Source organism: Brevibacterium sp. CS2 (assembly GCF_005280295.1).
Taxonomy (GTDB): Bacteria; Actinomycetota; Actinomycetes; order Actinomycetales; family Brevibacteriaceae; genus Brevibacterium; species Brevibacterium pityocampae.
In genome coordinates this window covers 1,909,774-1,931,719 of record NZ_CP040020.1, presented here as the reverse complement: position 1 = coordinate 1,931,719, position 21,946 = coordinate 1,909,774, and the positions used below count along the sequence as shown (strand labels likewise).

20 protein-coding genes and 2 pseudogenes are annotated in these 21,946 nt (G+C 63.7%); 8 read left to right on the top strand and 14 right to left on the bottom strand.

The window, feature by feature from the left end:
• Nucleotides 1-35: 35 nt before the first annotated feature.
• A complete protein-coding gene (gene phnC, locus FDF13_RS08560) occupies nt 36-833 on the bottom strand; it encodes a phosphonate ABC transporter ATP-binding protein (RefSeq protein WP_137319273.1) in 798 nt (265 codons plus the stop codon).
• Between the two features lie 169 nt (nt 834-1,002).
• Here phnC and FDF13_RS08555 point away from each other — a divergent pair, with 169 nt between their 5' ends.
• Nucleotides 1,003-2,190, top strand: a complete 1,188-nt coding sequence (locus FDF13_RS08555) for an alpha-D-ribose 1-methylphosphonate 5-triphosphate diphosphatase (protein ID WP_137319272.1) — start codon at nt 1,003-1,005, stop codon at nt 2,188-2,190.
• Between the two features lie 46 nt (nt 2,191-2,236).
• A complete protein-coding gene (locus FDF13_RS08550) occupies nt 2,237-2,746 on the top strand; it encodes a flavin reductase family protein (protein WP_137319271.1) in 510 nt (169 codons plus the stop codon).
• Between the two features lie 463 nt (nt 2,747-3,209).
• Here the strand turns inward: FDF13_RS08550 and FDF13_RS08545 are convergent, their stop codons facing one another.
• Nucleotides 3,210-3,404: an antitoxin gene (locus FDF13_RS08545; protein ID WP_137319270.1), complete on the bottom strand. Its 195-nt coding sequence runs from the start codon at nt 3,402-3,404 to the stop codon at nt 3,210-3,212.
• Nucleotides 3,405-3,707: 303 nt separating this feature from the next.
• Between FDF13_RS08545 and FDF13_RS08540 the strand changes: the two genes are divergently transcribed.
• On the top strand, nt 3,708-3,989 hold the full coding sequence (locus tag FDF13_RS08540) for a hypothetical protein (protein WP_137319269.1): 282 nt from the start codon (nt 3,708-3,710) through the stop codon (nt 3,987-3,989).
• A 190-nt stretch (nt 3,990-4,179) separates the two neighbouring features.
• Here FDF13_RS08540 and FDF13_RS08535 read toward each other — a convergent pair whose 3' ends face one another.
• Nucleotides 4,180-5,160, bottom strand: a complete 981-nt coding sequence (locus FDF13_RS08535; RefSeq protein ID WP_137319268.1) for a cation diffusion facilitator family transporter — start codon at nt 5,158-5,160, stop codon at nt 4,180-4,182.
• Between FDF13_RS08535 and FDF13_RS08530 the strand changes: the two genes are divergently transcribed.
• Both FDF13_RS08530 and FDF13_RS15605 read left to right on the top strand, forming a co-directional pair.
• A protein-coding gene (locus tag FDF13_RS08530; protein WP_137319267.1) for an IS3 family transposase occupies nt 5,159-6,354 on the top strand; the annotation gives its coding sequence in 2 pieces (ribosomal slippage) (nt 5,159-5,414 and nt 5,414-6,354; 1,197 coding nt in all). The two genes, FDF13_RS08535 and FDF13_RS08530, sit on opposite strands and share 2 nt — an antisense overlap.
• 61 nt (nt 6,355-6,415) lie before the next feature.
• Complete coding sequence (locus FDF13_RS15605) at nt 6,416-6,628, top strand: TIGR02391 family protein (RefSeq protein WP_265808495.1); 213 nt, start codon at nt 6,416-6,418, stop codon at nt 6,626-6,628.
• 30 nt (nt 6,629-6,658) lie between these two features.
• On the opposite strand, the gene FDF13_RS08520 is transcribed toward FDF13_RS15605, so the two are convergent.
• Complete coding sequence (locus FDF13_RS08520; protein ID WP_217494838.1) at nt 6,659-7,432, bottom strand: hypothetical protein; 774 nt, start codon at nt 7,430-7,432, stop codon at nt 6,659-6,661.
• Between the two features lie 134 nt (nt 7,433-7,566).
• On the opposite strand from FDF13_RS08520, the pseudogene FDF13_RS08515 reads away from it, so the two are divergent.
• Both FDF13_RS08515 and FDF13_RS08510 read left to right on the top strand, forming a co-directional pair.
• Nucleotides 7,567-8,681 (top strand): annotated as a pseudogene (locus FDF13_RS08515) (IS3 family transposase); the annotation flags it as partial.
• A 33-nt stretch (nt 8,682-8,714) separates the two neighbouring features.
• Nucleotides 8,715-9,548 (top strand): annotated as a pseudogene (locus FDF13_RS08510) (IS3 family transposase); the annotation flags it as partial.
• Nucleotides 9,549-9,563: 15 nt separating this feature from the next.
• On the opposite strand, the gene FDF13_RS08505 reads toward FDF13_RS08510, so the two are convergent.
• The 10 genes from FDF13_RS08505 to FDF13_RS08460 all read right to left on the bottom strand — a co-directional run bounded on the left by FDF13_RS08505 (nt 9,564) and on the right by FDF13_RS08460 (nt 20,355).
• Nucleotides 9,564-10,490 (bottom strand): site-specific DNA-methyltransferase, encoded by a 927-nt coding sequence (locus FDF13_RS08505; RefSeq protein WP_137319265.1) that lies wholly within the window; start codon nt 10,488-10,490, stop codon nt 9,564-9,566.
• A 60-nt stretch (nt 10,491-10,550) separates the two neighbouring features.
• Nucleotides 10,551-11,570, bottom strand: coding sequence for a hypothetical protein (locus FDF13_RS08500; RefSeq protein WP_175406921.1), 1,020 nt, complete (start codon nt 11,568-11,570; stop codon nt 10,551-10,553).
• 29 nt (nt 11,571-11,599) lie between these two features.
• Entirely contained in the window at nt 11,600-13,447 is a 1,848-nt protein-coding gene (locus FDF13_RS08495) for a DUF262 domain-containing protein (RefSeq protein ID WP_137319263.1), read from the bottom strand.
• A gap of 88 nt (nt 13,448-13,535) precedes the next feature.
• Nucleotides 13,536-14,639, bottom strand: coding sequence for a redox-regulated ATPase YchF (ychF, locus tag FDF13_RS08490; RefSeq protein ID WP_137319262.1), 1,104 nt, complete (start codon nt 14,637-14,639; stop codon nt 13,536-13,538).
• Between the two features lie 121 nt (nt 14,640-14,760).
• Nucleotides 14,761-15,573, bottom strand: a complete 813-nt coding sequence (locus tag FDF13_RS08485) for an LLM class flavin-dependent oxidoreductase (protein ID WP_254668748.1) — start codon at nt 15,571-15,573, stop codon at nt 14,761-14,763.
• 91 nt (nt 15,574-15,664) lie between these two features.
• Nucleotides 15,665-17,002 (bottom strand): hypothetical protein, encoded by a 1,338-nt coding sequence (locus tag FDF13_RS08480; RefSeq protein WP_137319260.1) that lies wholly within the window; start codon nt 17,000-17,002, stop codon nt 15,665-15,667.
• A 19-nt stretch (nt 17,003-17,021) separates the two neighbouring features.
• Complete coding sequence (locus FDF13_RS08475; RefSeq protein WP_137319259.1) at nt 17,022-18,041, bottom strand: LLM class flavin-dependent oxidoreductase; 1,020 nt, start codon at nt 18,039-18,041, stop codon at nt 17,022-17,024.
• 246 nt (nt 18,042-18,287) lie between these two features.
• Nucleotides 18,288-18,788 carry a hypothetical protein gene (locus FDF13_RS08470; protein WP_137319258.1) on the bottom strand — a complete coding sequence of 167 codons (501 nt, stop codon included), beginning with the start codon at nt 18,786-18,788 and terminating at the stop codon, nt 18,288-18,290.
• Nucleotides 18,789-18,804: 16 nt separating this feature from the next.
• The gene (locus FDF13_RS15275) at nt 18,805-19,272 is read right to left on the bottom strand and encodes an LLM class flavin-dependent oxidoreductase (protein ID WP_368074034.1); all 468 of its coding nucleotides are present in this window, start codon (nt 19,270-19,272) and stop codon (nt 18,805-18,807) included.
• Nucleotides 19,273-19,386: 114 nt separating this feature from the next.
• Complete coding sequence (locus FDF13_RS08460; protein ID WP_137319256.1) at nt 19,387-20,355, bottom strand: threonine/serine dehydratase; 969 nt, start codon at nt 20,353-20,355, stop codon at nt 19,387-19,389.
• An 82-nt stretch (nt 20,356-20,437) separates the two neighbouring features.
• Here FDF13_RS08460 and FDF13_RS08455 point away from each other — a divergent pair, with 82 nt between their 5' ends.
• Nucleotides 20,438-21,622: a DNA recombination protein RmuC gene (locus FDF13_RS08455; RefSeq protein WP_137319255.1), complete on the top strand. Its 1,185-nt coding sequence runs from the start codon at nt 20,438-20,440 to the stop codon at nt 21,620-21,622.
• Nucleotides 21,623-21,946 lie beyond the last annotated feature (324 nt).

Here is a 21,946-nt window from a genome sequence, read left to right as displayed (position 1 = left end):
GGTGGGTGCGACTGAGTTCGGTTGAGCGGCTCTGGTCAGGAGCGCTCGGCCGCAAGCGTGTCCTGACCGGCTCTTACAGGGGCGTCGGATCGGGAATCGTCCGGCGCGCCTTCGTAGATCAGGCGGAGGTCTGCGTCGGTGACGCCGGCAGCGGGACCGTCATAGACGATCCGCCCGCGGGCGAGGCCCACGATGCGGTCGGCGTGCTCGAGCGCGAGGTCGACCTGGTGAAGGCTGGCGATCAGGGTGATTCCGCTCTCCTGGCAGACGCGGCGCAACAGGTCCATGACGCGACGCGCCGAGGCGGGATCGAGGCTGGCGACCGGTTCGTCGGCCAGGATCAGGTCCGGCTGCTGGGCCAAAGCGCGGGCGATGCCCACGCGCTGCTGCATACCGCCGCTGAGGTTGTTGACGCGGGTTAGGGCCTTGTCCAGCAGCCCGACTCGGTCGAGCGATTCGAGGGCGATGCGTTCGTCGCTCCGGCTGAAGGGCAGAAGGCTGCGCCAGAAGCTGTAGTAACCGACCCTGCCGAGGAGCACATTCCGCAGCGCCGTGTACCGGGGGATGAGCTGGTGGTGCTGGAAGACCATTCCGGTGCGTCTGCGGTGGTGGCGCAGGTCTTTGCGTGATTCGAGTGCCGGGACGCCCTCGACCCGCACTGTTCCGGTGCTGGGGGTCACGAGCAGGTTCATGCACCGCAGCAGAGTGGATTTGCCGGCCCCCGACGGGCCGAGGAGTACGGTGACCTTTCCGCTCTCGATCGACAGGTCGGTGGTCCCGAGGGCTTGCACTCCGCCCTGGTAGGTCTTGCTGACATCCGTGAGTTCAATCATTGCGAGTCCTCTATACGACTACTCGTTACGTGATCAAACGTATAGATGAATTGAGAACGCGCGGTCGGATCTGGGATAACCGTTGGTGAACGCCGGTGGAACGGCGGTGGTGGATGGGCGTTCACGAGGCGTACACATCGCAGTCAAGAGCGGGTGACAGGCTCTGTGGATGGCATCTTTGACCTCGGACGGAACGATCTCCGACATTGTGATCGGTCACGCCGCTGCAGTGCTGCCCGACAGAGTGGTAGATGACGCCAGGGTCGTTGTCCGCGGTGGCCGCATCACCGAGGTCGGGACGCATCCTCGTGGGGCCGAGTGTGACCTTGATGCTCGTGGAGCCTTCGTGTTGCCGGGGCTCGTCGATGTGCACAGCGACCTGCTCTCGCGGGAGGTGCGTCCACGACCTGGTGCCGCGCTCGATCCATCGTTCGCCGTCGCATCTGCCGGCGCTCGGCTGCGCGCTGCGGGCATCACGACGGCCTTCCACGGGCTGGCCTTCCAAGAGAGCTCGATCGTGGGGACGCCGATCGATTCGCCTGCAGCCTCCGAGCTTTCGGAGGCACTCCGCGACACCGACGACTCTCAGGTTGATCATCAAGTGCTGCACCGACTAGACATTCGCTGCGCGCACGGGCGGGCGCTTCTCGAGAAGGATTTCGAGTCACGGGTGTCTGCGCCGCGTGTGCCAGTCGTATCTCATGAAGACCACACGCCGGGGCAAGGACAATTCTCCGACCCGGCGAAGATGCAGAAGTGGCTGGTTCATGGTGAAGGAATGTCTGACGAAGACGCTGCTGATCATGTCGAATGGTGGCGCAGCAGTCGTGACGAGCGTCTTGCCGTGCGCGACAGCACCCTGTCGTGGTTGGAAGGCCTGGCCCAGGAAGGTGCCATCCGGCTTTTCGCCCACGACCTGACGACGCCGGAGGAGGTGTCAGCGGCAGCTGCTCGCGGTTGCGCTGTCGCGGAGTTCCCAACGACCGTTTCGGCCGCGCGCGCGGCCCGGGACCTTGGAATGCTCATCATCGCGGGCACGCCCAACATTGTCCGCGGAGAATCGCACACCGGCAACGTATCCGCAGCTGAACTCGTTTCTGCGGGCCTGACCGATGCGCTCGCCAGCGACTACATCCCGACGTCAATGCTTCCGGCCATACTTCGACTGGTGCGTGACGGAGTCGCGGCGCTTCCACAGGCGGTTCGACTCGTCACCTCAGGTGCTGCCGCCTGTGTGGGTCTGGACGACCGTGGCTCTCTGGTCGAAGGGCTTCGGGCCGACCTGGTGCTCGCAGATTTCAGCAAGAGCTGGCCCTCCGCTCTCGCCTTCACAAGCAGAGCCATGGATGATGAATGACGACGGCAAGCCTTCCGGCAGGTCGTATGAAAGGAGTGCGTCCACGATGAGTGACGACGCTTTCGAAACCCTCATGGCCTCGGTCGACCAGCCCCTGATCGTGGTGACAACCGTGGCGGAGGGCGAACTGGCCGGCTGCGTGGTCGGGTTTCATACGCAGTCGGGAATCAGCCCGCAGCGGTACTGCCTATGGCTGTCGAAGGCCAACCACACCTATCGTGTGGGCCTCCGCGCTACGCACTTCGCAGTTCACTTCCTAAGCGCGGACAACCGTGCCATCGCGGAGCGGTTCGGCACCCGTTCCGGCGACGACACGGACAAGTTCGCCGGAATCGACGTCGAGCGCGATGACACTGGGGTGCCACTGCTCGGCGCGTGTCCGAACCGGATCGTGCTTGAGCGTCTCGCCATGCTCGACGACGGCGGAGACCACGTCTGCATCACGACCCGAGCTCTCTCAGCCGAATCAGTGGAGTCTTTCGTGCCCTTGCGCGTCTCCGAGGCAAGCCACTTCGACCCAGGCCACGCCAGCGAGGAACGAACGATCCAGCCCTGACCGTAGCTGCTGCCTCGGGCGCTTCGGCCGCACCCAGCGATTAAGGCAGGTCAGCACCGACCGAGACGTCGTTGATGGCGGCACCAGGCCGTCTCCCGCCCAGCACCTCTGGGGACCCGATTACGGCGAGGAAGCAAACTAGCTGCGGGTCTACATCTCCCAGCTCCGGGCCAGAAAGAACCCGAACCAGCGCGCCTCCGCTACTTCCGCACCGAACTGGGCATGGGCTACCGCTTCACACCATAACCACCAGATTGATGGATAGAACTCGTGGAAGAGTACGTTCCCGGTTCACTGAGGACCCAACCGCTGCTCCCGCATGAACAGTGAGCTCCCGGATCACTGTCGGCGGACGACAAGGGAAAGGTGGGACGCACAGCATCCAGGTGAGTGCAGGGCCAGAGGAGGACCCAACAAATGGTCTCGACCTCCACGGAGGAGGTCGAGACCACGTCAGTGAAACTCAGACTCGCGGATCGTCCGGCTTGTCGTCGTTGCCAATGGCACGGTCAGCGGCACCACGCGCCTTCTGAATCTTGTCGTCGTGGCGTCCGCCAGTCGCTTTGCTCGCTGCGTTTCCAGCCTTGTCCAAGAGCTGTTGCCCCTTTTCGCCCCGCAGGGCATCCTTGGCCCTTTTCAGGTAGTCGTTCAATCCCACGGGGGTTCTCCTCTGGTCAAGTAGTAAGGCCAATCATAGCGATGGAACGTTGACGACGGTCGTGAGTTCCCTGAGGTGAAGTAACGAATGGCCCCGCCGCCACAGAGGTCACGGGGCAGTGTCGAGATGCCTTCTTCGCCTCTACGCGGCCTATCCGCTGTGCCGAGCGCAACTATAATCAAATCGCTGGCGTTGTCGGAGCTGGCCAGGTTAATCGCGCTGCTTCAGTCCCTGCGCTGCCGGTCTTGTTCGATGCCGCCCGCGGCGGCTATAGCCGCTCGACGTTTCAGACAGGATCTCTACATGCGAGGAAAGCCGCCGACCCAGCGAGAGGGTGACAACGCAGGGGCCTATGCGCTCACCTTCAGTATCATCTCGGTGGTCTGCGCGTTCATCCCCGTGATTGGCGACTTCATCGCTGCCCCAACCGCTGCTCTCGCCATCGTGCTCGGTTTCATCGGAATCTCCCGCCACGAATCCGGTCGAGCGTCAAAGGTCATCCCGGCCGTCAGCGGAACTATTCTCGGCGCGGTCGCCCTGTTCGTCGTTGCTTTGATGCTCGCGGTGACGCACCTTCCCGGGTGAGCAGTTGTGATTCGGTGGCGTCACTCTTGACGAGATTCAGATGGGCGGGCGCGCGTCCGGGACTTTCTCCACGATCGCCGGGCAGGGATTCGCGTGGTAACGTCTGGCCTTCCGGTGGCCCAGGTTGAGGGTGGATCTTGTTGATCCAGCGATGAAGCCTCGACTTCGCGTCCAGTGCGTCGTGTCGACTTCAAGCAGCGAATTGGATGACCGTGCGGTTGAGGTATGGGAGTTCGTGGTGCAGCCGGTCGCGGACCGCGTGTGCGACCGTGTCGGCAGCGGCGAGGTTTGTGTCGGGGTCGAGGGTGAGAGTGAGTTCGCATTCGAGTCGGTGACCCAGCCAGCGGGCACGGACGCCGTCCACGGCCCTCACGCCGTTGATTGCCGCGGCGGTGTGTTCGATCGTGTCGATAGTGTCGGTCTCGGTGCCGTCCATGAGGCGGTGGACGACGGTGCGCATCGAGTTGACCAGCACTGCGATGATCACCGCTGCGATCAGCAGTCCGATGATCGCGTCGAGCTGAGGAAGACCGAACCAAGCACCGATCACGCCGGCGACCACCGCCAGCGAGGTCAGGGCGTCGGTGCGGGCGTGCTGTCCTTCGGCGACCAGGGCGGCGGATCCGATGCGTTTGCCGGCCCGGATGCGGTAGATCGCGACAGCTTCGTTACCGGCCGCCCCGACAAGGGCGGCAGCGAGTACCCAGCCCAGGTGGCTCAGGGGCCGGGGCTCGATCAGCCCGCGGATCGATTCCCAGATGATGAGTGCTGCGGAGACGGCGATGATCAGACCGATGAAGAGCCCCACCAGATCCTCGGCCCGCTTGTAGCCGTAGGAGTAGCGCCGCGTCGCCGGCCGGCGCCCCAACCGGAAGGCGATGATCAAGGGGATGGTGGTGGCCAGATGCCCCAGGTTGTGAACCGTATCGGCCAGCAGGGCGATCGAGCCGCTGAGGACGACGATGACGATCTGCAGCAGGGCGGTCGCACCCATCCCGGCCAGACTGAACCACGCCGCCCGGATCCCGTAGGCGCTGGCCTCATCGGCGGTCCGGATCACCTCGGAGTGGTCATGACTGTGCGGAACCAGAGCATGCCGGACCCTCCCCCAGAACTGGGGTGTATCAAGGTTCTTGGACAGTTCCTCTTGATGGGAGAGGATCAAGAGCATGGCAAGTGCATCACGGCGGAAGTTCAGCCCGCAGTTCAAGGCTGAGGCGGTCCAGCTGGTCGTGCAGAACGATCGGCCGATCGTCGAGGTGGCCGGCGAGCTGCAGGTCAATCCGGGGACTTTGGGCAATTGGGTCAAGCGTTACCGGCAGGACAACCCGGAACCGGTTCAAGAGTTGAAGCCGGCCGATCACGCTCGGCTGGCTGAGTTGGAAGACGAGGTCCGGCGGCTGCGGATGGAGAACGAGTTCTTAAAAAAAGCCGCGGCCTTCTTCGCCAGGGAGCAGGACTGAATGAGAAGTCAGCCCTGATCGAGGCGGAGAAGGGAAACTATCCGATCAGCTGGATGTGTCAGAAGCTGGGCGTGGCCCGGTCGTCGTTCTACGCGTGGCGGGCTCGAGTCGGGACCCTCACGGCGACGCAGGCGCGTCGCGAGGCGCTGAAGAGCGAGATCGTACGGGTCTTCGCACAGCAGCGCGGGACTGCGGGATGCCGGCGGATCGCGGCCGAGCTCAACGACAACGAGTTCCCCTGCTCTGTGGGACTGGTGGCCGATCTGATGCGCGAACTGGGGCTGGCTGCGATCCAGAAGCGCTCCTACAAGCGCACTACCGTCGTCGATGAGCAGGCCCAGGTTTTCACCGATCGGCTGGAACGCGACTTCGACCCGGACTCTTATGCGCCGGGGCAGGCGCTGGTCGGCGACATCACCTACCTGCGCACCGGCCAAGGCTGGTTGTATCTGGCCACGGTGATCGATTTGGCTACGCGCATGGTCATCGGCTGGCAGATCGCCGAGCGCATGCGCGCCAGCCTGGTCGTCGATGCTCTTGAGATGGCGCGCACGCAAGGCGGAGCCACGGCAGGAGCGATTTTCCATTCCGACCATGGATCGCAGTACACCTCGGATGAGTTCACCCGTTACTGCAGTGAGAACGGGGTTTTCCAGTCGATGGGTCGGACAGGGGTGTGCTGGGACAACGCGGCGGCCGAATCGTTCTTCGCCACTTTGAAGAACGAGATGTACTACCAGCAAGTCTTCGAGACCCGCGGTCGAGCCCGGCTGGCGGTGGCTGAGTACATCGAGGTGTTCTACAACCGCCGTCGGCGCCACTCAGCGCTGAGCTACCGGACACCGGTACAAGCTTGGAACGATCACCACGGCGCCGCTGAAGACCTCGTCCAGGCGGCCTGAGCAGAGAAGGAAAACTCGTAGGGACTGTCCACATTCCTTGACACAGCCCACCAAGAATTTCATGCTCGATGTGGGTGTGGAGGAAGGGCGCAGCGGTCTAGACGAGCGCGAGGGTTTCTTCTACCTTTTCCGGGGTGCAATGGTTGGCATACGCAATCCGAAGGCTCACGAGCTCGCCAGAGGCGACGACCCGGACGAAGCACTTGAGGTACTCGCGCTCGCTAGCCTGCTACACCGGCGCTTGGACATCGCCGAAGCGCGAATCACCCAGTAGGCACTACCTGAATCGCACCACCGGACAGGACTATTTCTTCGATCCTCGGGGAGTACGGTTCCGCCGGTTGTACTTCGCCACGGCCTCGTCCACATCTAACCCGTTGGCCAGTGCCTTCTTCGCGTACTCAAGGGCGTGGTTACTGAGCCCCTGCCAGGCGACATTTCCCCTGGTCGTGAGTTTCGCGTTAAAGTACTTCTTATCGGACTTCAGATCGAGGGCATGCGCAACCGCGAGACCTTGGTGCTGAGTTAGGCCGAGCTTCTCCCCCAGTTTGCTCAGCTTGAGCGAGTATCGGTCAAAGGTGTCGACTTCGCGGTAAGCGGCGGCGTCCTCACCCTCGTGAGCCAACCTGACCGGCAGTTCTCCCCGCTTTGGATCAATTTTGAGGCTAATCTCCTGGACTTGTTCAGAAGGGCGAGGCGAACCTACGAGTTGGAGGCCGACAACACCGGGAAAAACCGATGTCCAGTCTGCCCCCTCCTTCACTGCCCGAAGCATTCGAGCGATCTCTCCTTCGGTCGGAGGCTCGGTTTTCCCGCGCGCGGCGCGGTCGAGCGACATCAGCGGAAGCAGGCGTGCCCTCGCCTCTGCGCTTCGCCTCTTGCCTGGCCGCAACAGTTCGGCAATCTGTTCAACCTCCTTGCCGACGACGAGCCCGACTTCGGTGGGCGGACTGGCAGAGACCGGGAGGACCCTACCGGGCATCACGTCAGTGAGATCCTGGCCGGTCAGGCCGAGGAGCACCTTCCGGAAGATGGTGACAGCCGAGCGAAGATGCAGCCACAACACATCGTCGTTCATCACAAGGGACTGCTGAGGGTTTAGTTGACTTCACGACTGGATAAGTTCCAGGAAGGATGGAAGTCATGCCAAAGATCTACACCGATGAGTTCAAGCAATCAGCTCTCGAGCTCCTGGGCGAGGGGATGACCCAGAAGCAGGTCTGCGCCGACCTCGGCATCTCGAAGTCAGCTCTCCAGGCCTGGGTGCGTGACTCACGCCTGCGTGAGCACGGACTCGAGCCCTCTCGTGATGTCGAGGAGTCTCGCGCCCAGGCAGCAGCACTGAAGCGGATCAGGGAACTCGAGCGGGAGAACAAGATCCTCCGCGAGGCTGCAGCGTATCTCTCGCAAGCGAACTTGAAGCTCGGTGGTCATCACCCAAAATGATGTACCCGCTGGTCCTCGACCTTGCTGCCGCCGGGGTGCCGGTGGCAGTGGCCTGCCGGGTACTCGGCTTTACCAAGCAGGGTTTCTACAAGTGGTGCGCGAAACCTGTCTCTGACCGGGAACTCGAGGAGGCGCACTTGATCAATGCCGCCTACGACGTTCATACGGACGATCCTGAGTTCGGGCACCGGTTCATCGCTGATGAGCTCCAGGCGTGCGGATACAGCGCCTCTGAACGTCGTGTGTGGCGGCTGTGCTCGCAGCAGGAGCTGTTCTCCCACACGATCAAACGAGCCCGGAAGCACGGTAAGAAGCCCGGCCCGCCAGTGTGTGATGACCTCGTCGAACGCGACTTCACAGCAAAGGCAGTCAACGAGTTGTGGCTGACCGATATCACCGAGCATCACACCAGTGAGGGCAAGCTGTATATGTGCGCGGTCAAGGATGTGTTCAGCAACAGAATCGTCGGTTATGCCATCGATTCGAGGATGAAATCTCGTCTGGCTGTGGCGGCGATTGATGACGCTGTGGCTCGTCGTGGCGGACCGCGAGCCGTGGCAGGGTGTGTCGTTCACTCGGATCGCGGGTCGCAATTTCGCTCTCGTAAGTTCCAGCAGGTTCTACGGCGTTACGGGCTAGTCGGATCGATGGGTCGGGTCGGCGCTGCTGGTGATAATGCGGCGATGGAATCGTTCTTCGCTGTGTTGCAGAAGAACGTCCTCGACCGGGGCCGTTGGGACACGCGAGCGAGGTTGCGGACATCGATCGTCCACTGGGTCGAGCGGACCTACCACCGGAAGCGTCGGCAACGGCGTTTGGGTAAACTGACTCCGGTTGAATACGAGCTTGTTCACCACAAGGCCGTCACTCTGGCGGCATAAACCCCGGAGTCAACTAAACCGTCAGCAGTCCCTCCCGTTGCGGTGTCGTGCCGGGTTCTGAAGCTCTCCCGCCAGCCGTACTATCGCTGGCTCACACGGCCGGTCCTTGATGCCGAATTAGTCGAGGCCTATCGGGCGAATGCTCTCTATGATGCCCACCGCGATGATCCGGAGTTCGGTTACAGGTTCCTCGCCGATGAAGCCTGCACATCCGGTGAGGCCATGAGCACCCGAACCGCTTGGCGGATCTGCTCGAGAAATCAGTGGTGGTCGGTGTTCGGCAAGGCTCGGGCGAAGAACGGGAAGAAGCCGGGTCCGCCCGTCCACGACGACCGGGTCGAACGGAACTTCACCGCGGCTGGTCCTAACGAGTTGTGGCTGACCGACATCACCGAGCACAAGACGGACGAGGGCAAGCTCTACCTCTGTGCGATCAAGGATGTGTACTCCGGCCGGATCGTTGGCTATTCCATTGACAGCCGGATGAAGGCCCGTCTGGCTGTGGATGCCCTGGAGATGGCCGCCGTGCGGCGCGGGGACGTGACCGGTTGCGTGGTCCACAGCGACAGGGGCTCGCAATTTCGTTCACGGAAGTATGTCACCGCTCTGACCAGGCGCGGGCTGGCCGGATCGATGGGTCGCGTGGGTGCAGCGGGCGATAATGCGGCAATGGAATCGTTCTTCGCGCTCTTGCAGAAAAACGTCCTCGACCGCCGGCGCTGGTCTACCCGCGAGAAGTTGCGGATCGCAATCGTGACCTGGATTGAGCGGACGTATCACCGTCGGCGTCGGCAAGCGCGCCTGGGCCGGTTGACGCCGGTGGAGTACGAGGCGATCATGAAACCCGCTGCGAACCTCGCAGCGTGAAACCCAAACTGACACTTAAACGTGCATCAGTCCCAACTGACCGAGCTGCCACTTATTCTCTCGGAACCACGCCGTGTAGGCCTTCTGCAGGTCTGCTTGGTCAGCGTGTTCCGCTGCGAGCTCCGCTCCGACCGAAACGAGCAGATCCTTCGTGGCCGAGACACTGGACCTCCAAACCGGGGCCGACTCGTCTCGAGACTTCGCGTAGACGAGCACGTACTCATGTTCGATCGCGATCTGCGAGGGGTTGTTGTCCGTCGCGTTCTTCCACACGAGAGTCCCCAGCCAGTTCCCCTCGCCGAAGACCTCGTCGCACAAGAGCCTGACGTTCGCCTGCTCGTTGTCGTCGACGCTGACGAAGATGACGCCCTCGTCCGCGAGCAGCCCCTTGGCGAGTTCGAGCCGTGGGTACATGAAGGTCAGCCACGCGGAGTGGGAAGACTTGCCGTGAAGGTCCGTGACGCGCCGGGCCTCGTCCTCGTCCAGCCCGATCTTCTTGACCAGGTCGGCCGCCGAGAAACCGAAGTCGTCGTTGTAGACGAAGCCGTCCTTGCCGGTGTTGTAAGGAGGGTCGATGTAGATGGCCTTCACTCGCGAGCTGTAAGAACCGATGAGGTGCTTCAGCGCGTCGAGGTTGTCGCCGACGATGTACAGGTTCTGTGAGTCGGAGTTGGCGTCTGCCGAGTTGTGCTCCACGTCGGGCACTACGACGGTCTCTGTCTTGGTCGACGTCAGGTACTTTGCGTACGACTTGCCCAGGAACTTGAGCTCATACCCCTCCCGGGTCAGATTCACGTCGCCATCGCGTAGCGTCTCCTCAAGGCGGTCGAGCATGAAGCCGCCGTCCTTGTCGAAGAACTCTGGCAAGGCCGCGCGGAGGCGCGCCAGCTCGAAGTCTGCAGGCGTGGCGGCTGCGTTGACCTCATGAGCGTCTCTGATCACTTCCGACCCCCAGAGGTTAATCCGCTACGGAACTCCACCACGTGGCCCCGACCCGCCTCATCAGATGAGAGCATCCCAACACCCCTTCTTCCTGAGGTTCATCGGCGCATCAAACTGACCCTCAAAATGGAGCGTGAACTCTTCGGATCGATCCGAATCATGAAGGAAAGCAGCTAAAGCCGCAATTGAATTCGAGGCTTTCCTGACATCCGGATAGTCTAGGTCCGGAGAAATCTCGCCTGTGTCTTCGTCAAAAATCAGGCGACCGACCTTAACTTGCTCGCTGGCGCTATCGTGACCTAAGTAGTCATCCATCACGTTGGGCATGGGCATGGCCTGGCCCGAAATATCATGCCAAAGTGCGTCGACCACAGCTTTGGGCATGCTCCCAACTTTAGAGCGGACGTCCGTCCTCAATGCCTCGAACCGCTCCTTCTCCGCGGATGGCAGATTCGCCTCTAAAACTTCCGAAGTCGTTTTCGCCCGATTGAGGCGCTCGATTCTATCCAACAGGTCCGCCCGATCCGTCTCCGAATCATCCAGAGCCGTACGGGCGTTCTGAAGCTCCATTTCAAGCTGATTGATCTGATCGGCAGTCGGCAGGGCAGGCTTTAGGACTACATTCGGATTGTTCCTCAGGAAAGACTTCCACTTCTCTAAGCCGACGCCCCATGATCGCATGTTGATGTCCTGGCCGAGCTCTCTAATCCTGTCCGCAAGATCGTTGAGCGCACCGTCGTCATCGGCTGAGTAAATGAGAAGCCCTGGTAAGACACCTTCTAGCTCTGACCGCTTCATCCCGGGTTCCATGAGCGGGAATAGCACATTTCGCGCCCAAGCCGCGCCGAGCTCTGCTACGCATACTTGGCGTGTCTGGTAGGTGGGCGTCACTAGCGCGATGATGAGAGGCGACGTTCCAGCCTCATCACGCAGGACACCCATGAGAGTCTGGCCCGAACGAACGCCAGTGTCGGGTTCTGAAGAGTAGAAGATTTCTTTAACGTCAAGGCCCGCGCCACGGATCAGCAAGCTGGCGACAAACTCGTCAACGTATTTCTTATCTGCGTTCGCGTGCGACACGAATACGCGAGGAACGTTCCCACCTAAACTCATTTCTTACCCCCAGAGGTTAGACCGCTACGAAACTCCACCACATCACCATCGGCACCTTGCTTGAGAATGGCCAGCGGGAAGCGTTCTATTACCCTCGCCGCCAGTTCTTCAGTGCGGGCCTCTACGTCGCCAGGGGTCCACGACTCCTTCGTGGCCAGATCAGCGTTCAGTGACAGTCCATTTCGATAACCGATGCGCCTGCCCTTTGAGTCTTGGCGGTCGCGCTTCTCAGGGAACGACTTGTTGCCGAGGTTGCTGTTATACGCGGTGATGGTGAGGTTGCCGAGCCGATGCTTGTGCTCCTCCTGGACCTGAGCAGCGACCTCCTCGCCCCCGAGCATCTCCTGCCACTCAGCCGGAAGGTTCTCGCCCTGCGGGAGAATATGCTCGATCGTCCAGACGAAACGGTTCTTTTCCTGTCGCCACAGGTCGACACGCGTCTCCTTGGTCATAGCGTCCTCGGCCAGTGTCGCGAGGACGAACCGAGCAACGTCGCTGTTCTCCTCGTAGATGCGGCCCAGGAGGCGGGTGCGAAACTCCTCGTCTGACACCGAGGCCGCGCTCAGCCTCTCTCCGACGATCTCCACCACATCGAGACCTCGGGCATCACCCACAGCGTCGATGGTTGTCATAAACAGCTTCGCCAGTGCGTAAGTCTGCGGGTATCCCGTGAGGTTGCGTCGGACAAAGAAGCTCGTGAGGCGGTCCACGACAGTCTCGATGTGTGCATCTGTCAGAGCCAGATCGGACTGCTTCGATATTAGCCACATGAGGAGCACGTAGGACGGCGCGCCCTGAGCGCGCATCAGGCGCTGGAACGACCGGTCAAGGGTAGTCGGCTGATCAAGCTCAACGACGCAGTTGATCCGACCGTAGACCTTGCTCGCCGCCACCAGCGAATCGACGACGCGTTTGAGACCCTGCTCCAGGATCTTCTCATAGACCCTGATCAGGTTGGACTTCGTGGCGACCGAGGCGTTTGAGACTTCGGGCAACTCAGACTTGAACGCGTTGTAGTAGTGGCGGAGGAAGCGCTCATGGGTGGAGTAGCTGTCACCGAGGCTGGTCAGCATGTCGTTCCAGTGCTTGAACGCCTCGTCGACGTCCATGATCTTGTTCTTCTCTGACTCGGCGAGAAGGTGATTCTTGATCAGGTCCACCGGCGAGAGCGGCATCCCTCGATTGTTCAGGGACTCGAACAGCACGAACGCGTCGGCGTGGTTGGCCACCTCAATCTTCACGATCACCGCCTGCAAGGCTGCCTCATGCACCCGCAGGGCCGCCTCCGGCTGTGTGATCTCCTCAGTCTCAGCAAGCTGCTGAATCGCGGAGCGGAAGTAGCGGTAGCACTTGGCGATCCTGCGGCTAGGGAAGTACGGCTTCCGCTCTCCCTCCACCGGCAGGCCGGCTTCCTCGAGCACCTGGCGGAAGTCGGCGAGGTTGTGGCCCTGCTTCTGCGGCGTCACCCTCGGCTGCTGGTCTGCTTTCCGCACCAACTGCCGACCGAGGTTGATGACATCCGTCCGCGTGTCGTCGTCAAGATTGTCGAGGTGCTCCTTGAGCACCGAATGGACGGCGGCCAACAACAAAGTGAGTGTCGTCAGTCGCTGCTGCCCATCAATGACCTGCAGGATGTTGCCCTCGAGCGTGTCCGTAGTTTGGTCGAGCGTGATGATGGTGCCCAGGAAGTGCGCGCCGTCGGCCTCGATGAGATCTTCGAACAGGTCTTCCCAGTGGGACTTATACCAAGAGTACTCGCGCTGGTAGGGCGGGATCCTGTAGAGCACGTTACCTTCGTGACTGAACAGCGTGTGCACCGGATACTGGTTGGCAGATTTGATCATCAGGGGCCTTCCAGCTCACGTGCCCAAATGTGGCTATACTCCCCGTCGCTGTAGTCGCTGACCCTGCCGTACAGGTTGCGTGACTCTGTCACTTCCTACCCCCAGAGGTTAATCCGCTACGGAACTCGACCACGTCACCATCGACCATGACGTAGTCCTTGCCCTCCATGCGCACGCGGCCGGCGGCGCGGGCATCGGCCATGGAGCCGTGCTGATCGAGGTCGGCGAAGGACACGATCTCGGCCTTGATGAAGCCCTTCTGTAAGTCGGTGTGGATGACGCCGGCCGCCTCGGGCGCGGTCGCTCCCTGCGGGATCGTCCAGGCGCGGGATTCCTTGGGACCGGCGGTGAGGTACGTCTGCAGCCCGAGCGTGGAGAAGCCCACGCGCGCCAGCTGGTCGAGACCCACCTCGTCCTGCTCGCTCATCTCGAGCATCTCCGCGGCCTCGTCGTCGTCGAGCTCGGCGAGCTCGGACTCGAACTTCGCATCGAGGAAGATCGCCTCGACCGGCGCCACGAGTGCGCGCATCTCGTCCTTCTTGGCCTCGTCGGCGAGCACGTCGTCGTCGACGTTGAACACGTAGAGGAACGGCTTGGTCGTCATGAGCTGGAGCTCGCGCAACGGAGCGACGTCGAACTTCTCCGTATGCATCGCCTGGTACAGCGTCCGCCCCTCCTCGAGGATCGCCTGCGCGGCCTGCATCGCGGCGAGCACCTCGGGCGCGGTCTTCTTCTGCTTGACCTCCTTCTCGATGCGCGGCGTGGCCTTCTCGATCGTCTGGAGGTCGGCGAGGATGAGCTCGGTGTTGATCGTGTCGATGTCGTCGGCCGGGCTGACCTTGCCGTCGACGTGCACCACGTCGGAGTCGGAGAACCCGCGGATCACCTGGCAGATCGCGTCGGCCTCGCGGATGTTGGCGAGGAACTGGTTGCCGAGCCCCTCCCCCTCCGAGGCGCCGCGCACGATCCCGGCGATGTCGACGAAGCTCACCGTCGCCGGCAGGATCTTCGCCGAGCCGAAGATCTCGGCGAGCCGGTTCAACCGGGGATCCGGCAGTTCGACCACGCCGATGTTCGGCTCGATGGTCGCGAACGGGTAGTTCGCCGCGAGCACCTGGTTCTTGGTCAGGGCATTGAACATGGTGGACTTGCCGACGTTGGGCAGTCCGACGATTCCGATAGTAAGAGCCACGGTCACCCAGTCTAGCCGGGCCCGCTCCGTCCTTGACACCGCCCTGCGACCGGGTGGGCTCAGGGCACCACCGGTCCCCGGTGCGCACCCGGCCGGAACTGGAGCCCGCGAGGGGTGAGGCTCAGACCGGGTCGCCCTGCACCGGGCCCTGCGTGTTCGGCTCCCAGCCGAGCGCAGGCGCCACGTGCTCGGCGAACGCCTCGAGGATGCGGAGGTTGAAGTCGACCCCGAGCTGGCTGGGGATCGTGAGCATCACCGTGTCGGCCGCCTGCACCGCGGCATCGGCTCGCAGCTGCTCGACGAGGGCGTCCGGCTCGGCGGCGTAGGTCTTGCCGAAGGTCGAGCGGAAGCCGTCGATGACGCCGATCTGGTCCGCCGCCCCCTGGCCGCGCAGGCCGAAGTGCAGCCGGTCGTTCTCGTTGACGACGGGGAAGATGCTCCGGCTCACCGACACCCGCGGGGCCCCGGTATGACCGGCCTCCCGCCACGCCTCGCGGAACAGTGCGATCTGCTCGGCCTGGAGGTCGGCGAACGCATCCCCGGTCGCCTCGGTGAGCAGGGTCGAGCTCATGAGGTTGACGCCCTGGGCGCCGGCCCATGCGGCGGTCTCCCGCGATCCCGCACCCCACCAGATCCGGCTCGCCAAACCCGGGGAATGGGGTTCGACGCGGAGCCTCCCGGTGCGGCCGAACTGCTCGGGGTCTGCCTCGGCGATCCCCTCGCCGCGCACCGCACGCATGAACAGATCGAACTTCTCCCGCGCGAGGTCCGCCCCGCGCGGGTCGGTCGACCCGTTGTAGCCGAACGCCTCCCAGCCGCGCAGCGCGGGCTCCGGTGATCCGCGGCTCACGCCGAGGGCCACCCGGCCGCCGGACAGCAGGTCAAGGGCGGCCGCCTCCTCGGCGAGGTACAGCGGGTTCTCGTACGAGAACATCGCTTTGTGACACCAGATACTATGGACCGCGTTGCCCTGCATCCTCCAAGGTCGCGACGAGACCGCCCGTTCCCCTTAGCTGGACGGACGCTTACTCGGCCGGGACAAACTCGCTGCCGAGGCGGTCGGTCTCGAGACCAGCCATGAGCGACTTGGGCTTGGCCCCGAGTTCAAGCGCGACCCAGAACCGCAACACCAGGAGGTTCTCCCTAAGGGTGTTCAGCACTTCCAGCGAGTCGAGAGCCGCCCGGTCGGGATGCTTCGCGCTCATGTAGGCCGCGTCCGCACGTTCGATCCAGTCGTCCACGTCCACCAGCGGATGGATCTTCATGTCGGCCAAGATGACTCGGAGCCCGGGCTTGAAGTTCATTTGCTTACGCCGGTTGAGGCTCGCCCCGTCGTTCTTGTTGACATCGATGAGGTAGCCGAGCGCCTCCAGCGCGATACCGCTCTGGACCACGCTCGAATCACCCCATTGGCTACTCGAGCGGAGAATATTGATCATGGACTTCACGACCTGACCGTAGGCCCGGCGCAGCTTGAGCCACCGAGCCACTCCCCGCGGCCCGATCTCGTTATAGGGGAAGAGGAAACTTGGGTCCCTCTTCCAGGGCTTATGCTCCGGCAGCCGATGAGTCGCCACCGAGAGCCATCGCTCACCGAGTACACCTCCCGCGATGCTCCGCAGGGGGTCATCGGCTCGGTGCACCGTCGCATCTTCGATACCGAACGGCTTCCACCCGGCGATCGACACCAGCTCAAGGATGGCGGAGTGCACAGCCAGGTGATCGCTCCAACTCCGCGGGCGATCGACCAGCGTCTCAAGCTCGACTCCCTCGTATGCAACGAAGCCGCCCCTGGGGCGCTCGGTATGCCAGCTGGATCGCATGACCAGGTTCAGTGGCCGCGCAAGGGGGACCGGTTCCGCGTTGGTCAACTTCATCTGCACTGATTGGATGCGATTGTTGCGGGAAGTCGTGGTGCTGACTTCCATGCTGCTCATGCGAGTCCAAGCTGCCAGCGCTGGGATGTCTGTACGCAGCCCATTGACCTTCTCGTAACGAAGATGGCTCCCGCCGAGCACCGCAAAATTCGCCACGATGTGCCCTTGGCCGACGTGCATACGCGACGACGACCCAGCCGATCGGCACCCGACCAGCACGACCGCCCCCTGTGAGTCCTCCACCATGAGGACCCGTGGTGGCTTGTAGCTGTGCTCGGTTCGATCCGGATCGTCCCCGAAGTGAATGCCAGACGACCACCACCGGCTGTAGGGATCGTCTGTTGAGAACATCCCCTTCAACGGCAGAACAAGCTCGATGGCTGTTCCGGTGTCGCGGAGCATCACCGCCAGGTGGTCTGTGCTCGCGTCTCCGTCGACGAACCAGCCGAGCCGGGGCTCACCGAGGGTCAGCTCATTCTTCGCCACGGCCGCCCCTCACAGTGGTTCATCGCCAACCGAGCCCGGGCGCTACGTGCAAAAGAATGCTCTCGATCACGTGTGCGTTGTACTCGACTCCCAGCTGGTTGGGCACCGTCAGGAGGAGGGTGTCGGCTTCAGCAACAGCCTCATCCCTCCACAGCTCATCGATCAGTGCGTCGGGCTCAGCGGCGTAGCTGCGACCGAACACCGAGCGCGTGTTGTCGATCATGCCGACCTGGTCCGACTTCTCGCGGTTCACACCGAAGTACGCGCGGTCAGTGTCGTTGACCAACGCGAAGATGCTGCGGCTGACAGAGACCCGAGGCTCGTGCTCGTGTCCAGCTTCGGTCCACTCCTCGCGGAACGTTCGGATCTGCTTCGCCTGCTGAACGTGGAAGGGCTCGCCCGTCTCGTCGTCCTTCAGCGTCGAAGACATGAGGTTCATCCCCTGCTTCGCCGCCCAGCGAGCAGTGGCGTTCGACCCCGCACCCCACCAGATGCGCTCGCGCAATCCCTCCGAGAACGGCTCCAGACGCAACAGGCCGGGAGGATTCGGGAACATGGGCCGCGGGCTCGGCTGGGCGAACCCCTCGCCCTTCAGGAACTCGAGAGTCGTTGCCGTGTGCGCACGCGCCATGTCTGCATCGGACTCGCCTGCGGCCGGCTCGAAGCCGAAGTAGCGCCACCCGTCGATGACCTGCTCAGGTGAGCCACGCGAGATCCCGAGCTGAAGCCTGCCGCCGGAGATCAAGTCTGTTGCGCCGGCATCTTCGACGAAGGCCAGAGGATTGACGTAACGCATATCCACAACCCCGGTACCGATCTCAATCCGCTCGGTCTTGGCGCCCACGGCAGACAGCAGCGGGAACGGCGCGCCCAGCTGGTTCGCGAAATGATGGACGCGGAAGTACGCACCGTCGGCGCCCAGCTCTTCGGCTGCGACCGCAAGATCGATGCTCTGGAGCAGCGCGTCGGACGCAGTGCGCGCGGCGGAATGCGGGCTGGGTGTCCAGTGCCCGAAGGACAGGAATCCGATCTTCTTCATGCGGCCATCCTTCCACCAGCAGATGCACGGGCAGGTGAGTTGAGCATATCGCGAACCCATGGCGGCGCTGCGGTCACCGCCGGCGTTTGATTGGATCGATCACCGCGTGCACGCCGTGGACAAGGCGCGTAAATGCGATCCGCATCCAAATGTCTGCAGGTACCGGCTCAGGCTCGCAATCTCAACCGAACGCTGAACAGGTGCGGTATGACTCGCCGTCGTGGCCGAGCGGACCTTTGATCATCGCTACGAGACAAGGCTGATCAGCGTTGCAGCCAGTCCACCTAAGCCCAGAAGGAGCCCGATGTAATAGACGGGGACTTCGAACTTCTTCCAGTGACGCGTTGCTAGGGAGAGCACCAAGCCCAGGGACGTCAAGAAGAGCCCCAGCCCGGCGCCGACGTCTTGTTGCGCCTTTCCAACTGCGTACGACACCCATCCGGCGAGGCCGAGGATCACGAAGAGGAGTAAGTAGTCCAGCCACTTGGGGGTTTCACGGTCCCAGAACTTCTTCTTGGGCTGACCGTCCAAGTACTTGTCGTCCTCCCCGGCGAAAATCCAATCGGTCCAAGCACGATCCGAGAGCACCCAGTCCCCGTCGACATAGTCGAAAACTTCCCGTGTGGCTAGCTCGTCCGTGATCGCAGAAACGTGGATGCGAAGACGGTCAAAGCGAGGATGAGCCTCGGCTGTCTCGCTAATCCGTTGCCATACGGCGTTGCTCTGATCGGCGTTCCCCTTGGTCATCTGCCTCTTCCTACTTTCAGTACTCGACCGAGGAATCTCGGTAGACATTGTCCGCATCGATGGCATCCAGCACCCCAGCACGGACTTCCGGAAGCGTGAAGTCCAGGATACGCAGCATGCCGTCAATACGTGAGATCGACTCGATCCGATGGAATCTGTCGCCGTACACCTCAGCGAACCGGGCCATGCCCCGGAGCTTTGCCAGCGCATCGGGAAGCCACGCGCCGTGCGGGTCGACGATGTTCGCCTGCACACCCTCATCGCTATCGATGAAGAACAGGAAGTCCGGGCGCAATGTTCGCCAATCACCGTGGCGGTCCTGGTAGCGCATATCGATGACGCCGGTGCCCACCTCGATCGCCGAGGTGCGTGCTGCGATCGCTGCGAGCAGAGGCATCGGGGACGCCGACTGGCGGGCGAAGTGGTGGACGCGGAAGCACGCGCCGTTGACACCGATCTCATCGGCCCCGACTGCGATCTCCACGGAGTCGCGGAGCATCGCGGCGGCGTCGGGGTCGCCGGGTCCGCGACCGTGCCCGTAGTGGCCGAAGCTGAGGAATCCGAAAGCCTTCATGCCCGTCCCAACATGGTTGCGAGTTCAACTATTTCGATCCATGAGATCGCTCGGATCGGTGTTCGCCCCGCACAGCACGACGGCGACCTTCTCCCCCGCTGCCGGCCGGTACCCGCCGGGCCTGAGGATGCCGGCGAGCGCTGTGCCCGCCGCATGTTCGACGGCGAGGCGGTACTCGTCCCACAGGTGCTGCCGGGCGTCGACGATCGCCTCGTCGGTCACGAGCACCGACACCGCGCCACCGGAGCGCGCCGCCTGCAGCGCCGTGTCGGAGATGCGGCGCGCACCCAGGGAATCCGCCGCTACCGACTCCACGGCGACATCGACGGGCCGGCCTGCGGCGAGGGCAGCGGACAGCGCGCGGCAGTGCTCCGGTTCGACCGCCACCGTGCGGACGCCGAGGTGCCGCGCCGCGGTCGCCACCCCGGCGAACAGCCCGCCTCCGCCGACCGCGACGACGACGGTGTCGAGATCGGGGACCTGCTCGTGCAGCTCCGCCATGAGCGTGCCGGCGCCGGCCGCGATGAGCCGGTGATCGTAGGCGTGGGACTGCAGCGCGCCGGACCGCGTGGCGGACTCCTGGCAGGCGGCCTGCGCCTCGACGTACTCGTCTCCGATCTGCCGGACGTCCGCGCCGTATCCGCGCAGGCGCTCGACCTTCACCGCAGGTGCGGTGGCAGGGAGGAACACCGTCGCATGGACTCCCTGTTCCCGGGCCGCCCAGGCGCAGGCCAGTCCGGCGTTCCCGCCGGAGGCGATCGTCACTCCTGCTGCGGGCAGGGTCCCGGATTCGAGGTGCGCCTGGATGAAGTTCTGCGCGCCGCGGGCCTTGAATGACCCGGTGTGCTGGAGGTGCTCGAGGGCGAGGTGGAGCTCGAACGGTGCGCCGTCGGCAACTCGGTGGTCGTCCGCTCGCGTCACCGCGAGCGGACGCACGTGGGCGCCGATCCGGGCGCGCGCCGCGGTCACCTCCGCGAGGTCGAGTCCGCTCATCGTGCTGTCCCCTCTCGAACGTGCTCCCGGGTTCCATCCTGCCATCCGGCCCCGTGTCCGTGCCTCGTGGAACGCTTGCGGCATGGACATCACCGCGCTCCTCATCACCGCAGTTCTCTTCCTCCTCGCCGGTGCCGCGCTCGGCTGGCTCATCGGTGCCGCACGCACCCGCAGCGGCTACGCAGCGCAGCTCGCCGAGGCGCGCACCGCCGAACGCCTCCTCACCGACCGCACCGCCGCGCTCGAGGCGGACGCCCGGCTCGCCACCGAGCTCACCTCCGCCGTCGGTCCGCTCGCCGCCGGCGTCAAGAGCCTCCACACAGAGGTCGGCCGGCACGACCGCGAGCGGATCGAGCAGATCACCCGCCTGAGCACGCAGATCGCCGCGCTCACCGAGCAGAACCAGCGGTTGCAGGAGTCCACCGGGCGGCTGTCGACCGCCCTCCATTCGACGGCGGCCCGGGGGTCGTGGGGCGAGGTGCAGCTGCGCCGCATCGTCGAGTACTCCGGCATGCTCCCCCACGTCGACTTCGATACGCAGGTGAGCGTGAGGAGTGCCGGCGAGGGCGCACGCGGCTCCCGCCCGGACCTCGTCGTGCGCGTCCCCGGCGGCGGCACGATCGTCGTCGATGCGAAGACCCCGCTCGCCGCCCGGCTGCGGTCCGGGGAGGAGGCGCCGGCCCAGGGGGCGGGCGACGACCATGCACGTGCCCTGCTCCGCCACGTCGACCAGCTCGCCTCCAAGGAGTACTGGGCGCTGTTCGACACGGCCCCGGAGTTCGTCGTGTGCTTCGTGCCCACCGACGGTCTGCTCTCCGAGGCCGCGGCCGCCTACCCGCAGCTCATCGACCGCGCGCTGGCGAAGAACGTCGTGCTTGCCTCCCCGTCGACGCTGCTCGTCCTCCTCAAGACCGTCGCGCTCAACTGGCGCCAGCACGAGATCAGCACTTCGGCGAAGGAGGTCATGCGGCTGGGCCGCGAGCTCTACGAGCGCACCGGTCTGCTCAGCGAGCGGCTCACCCGTCTGGGAGGGAGCCTCGACAAGGCCGTCGCGGAGTACAACGGGTTCATCGGCTCCTTCGAGTCCCGCTTCCTCGTCACCGCCCGGAAGTTCCCGGCCACCGGGGTCGTGCAGGACGAGCTCGCTGCATTCGATCAGCTCGACGGGCAGACCCGCGGGATCAGCGCCGCCGAACTCGCCTCTCCCCCGGAGCTGCGCGAGGGCGGTCCCAGCCGGGGTGGAGGTGATGCCCGGCGAAGCGCGTGATCGCAGGCGGAGCTCCGGGTGCGTGCCCGAGCGTTCAGTGGGCGGGGGCCCCGAGGTGTTCGCTCAGACAGGGCCGGTGCCGGTATCTGGGCCCGTGGGCGTGCGCCGGCGCCGGCACCGCATGAGAACGAACGCACCGGCCGCGAGGCCAGCGAGCACGACGGCCACGGCTCCGATCACCGCCATGATGCTCGGGGAGATCGCGAAGCCGGCCGCTCCGTCCTGCGCACCGGGGCCGGATCCGGCGCAAAGACGGGCTCCGGCGGCTGACCTTGACGTGATCACGCTATGAACCGGCGATGAATCGCAGATGATAAGCGGATG

Excerpts from the sequence above, each read along its gene's own strand:
- phnC (WP_137319273.1), bottom strand. The coding sequence starts at position 833 with ATGATTGAACTCACGGATGTCAGCAAGACCTACCAGGGCGGAGTGCAA.
- FDF13_RS08555 (WP_137319272.1), top strand. The coding sequence starts at position 1,003 with ATGGCATCTTTGACCTCGGACGGAACGATCTCCGACATTGTGATCGGT.
- FDF13_RS08550 (WP_137319271.1), top strand. The coding sequence starts at position 2,237 with ATGAGTGACGACGCTTTCGAAACCCTCATGGCCTCGGTCGACCAGCCC.
- FDF13_RS08540 (WP_137319269.1), top strand. The coding sequence starts at position 3,708 with ATGCGAGGAAAGCCGCCGACCCAGCGAGAGGGTGACAACGCAGGGGCC.
- FDF13_RS08535 (WP_137319268.1), bottom strand. The coding sequence starts at position 5,160 with ATGCTCTTGATCCTCTCCCATCAAGAGGAACTGTCCAAGAACCTTGAT.
- FDF13_RS15605 (WP_265808495.1), top strand. The coding sequence starts at position 6,416 with ATGCTCGATGTGGGTGTGGAGGAAGGGCGCAGCGGTCTAGACGAGCGC.
- FDF13_RS08520 (WP_217494838.1), bottom strand. The coding sequence starts at position 7,432 with ATGAACGACGATGTGTTGTGGCTGCATCTTCGCTCGGCTGTCACCATC.
- FDF13_RS08495 (WP_137319263.1), bottom strand. The coding sequence starts at position 13,447 with ATGATCAAATCTGCCAACCAGTATCCGGTGCACACGCTGTTCAGTCAC.
- FDF13_RS08485 (WP_254668748.1), bottom strand. The coding sequence starts at position 15,573 with ATGTTCTCGTACGAGAACCCGCTGTACCTCGCCGAGGAGGCGGCCGCC.
- FDF13_RS08475 (WP_137319259.1), bottom strand. The coding sequence starts at position 18,041 with ATGAAGAAGATCGGATTCCTGTCCTTCGGGCACTGGACACCCAGCCCG.
- FDF13_RS08470 (WP_137319258.1), bottom strand. The coding sequence starts at position 18,788 with ATGACCAAGGGGAACGCCGATCAGAGCAACGCCGTATGGCAACGGATT.
- FDF13_RS08460 (WP_137319256.1), bottom strand. The coding sequence starts at position 20,355 with ATGAGCGGACTCGACCTCGCGGAGGTGACCGCGGCGCGCGCCCGGATC.
- FDF13_RS08455 (WP_137319255.1), top strand. The coding sequence starts at position 20,438 with ATGGACATCACCGCGCTCCTCATCACCGCAGTTCTCTTCCTCCTCGCC.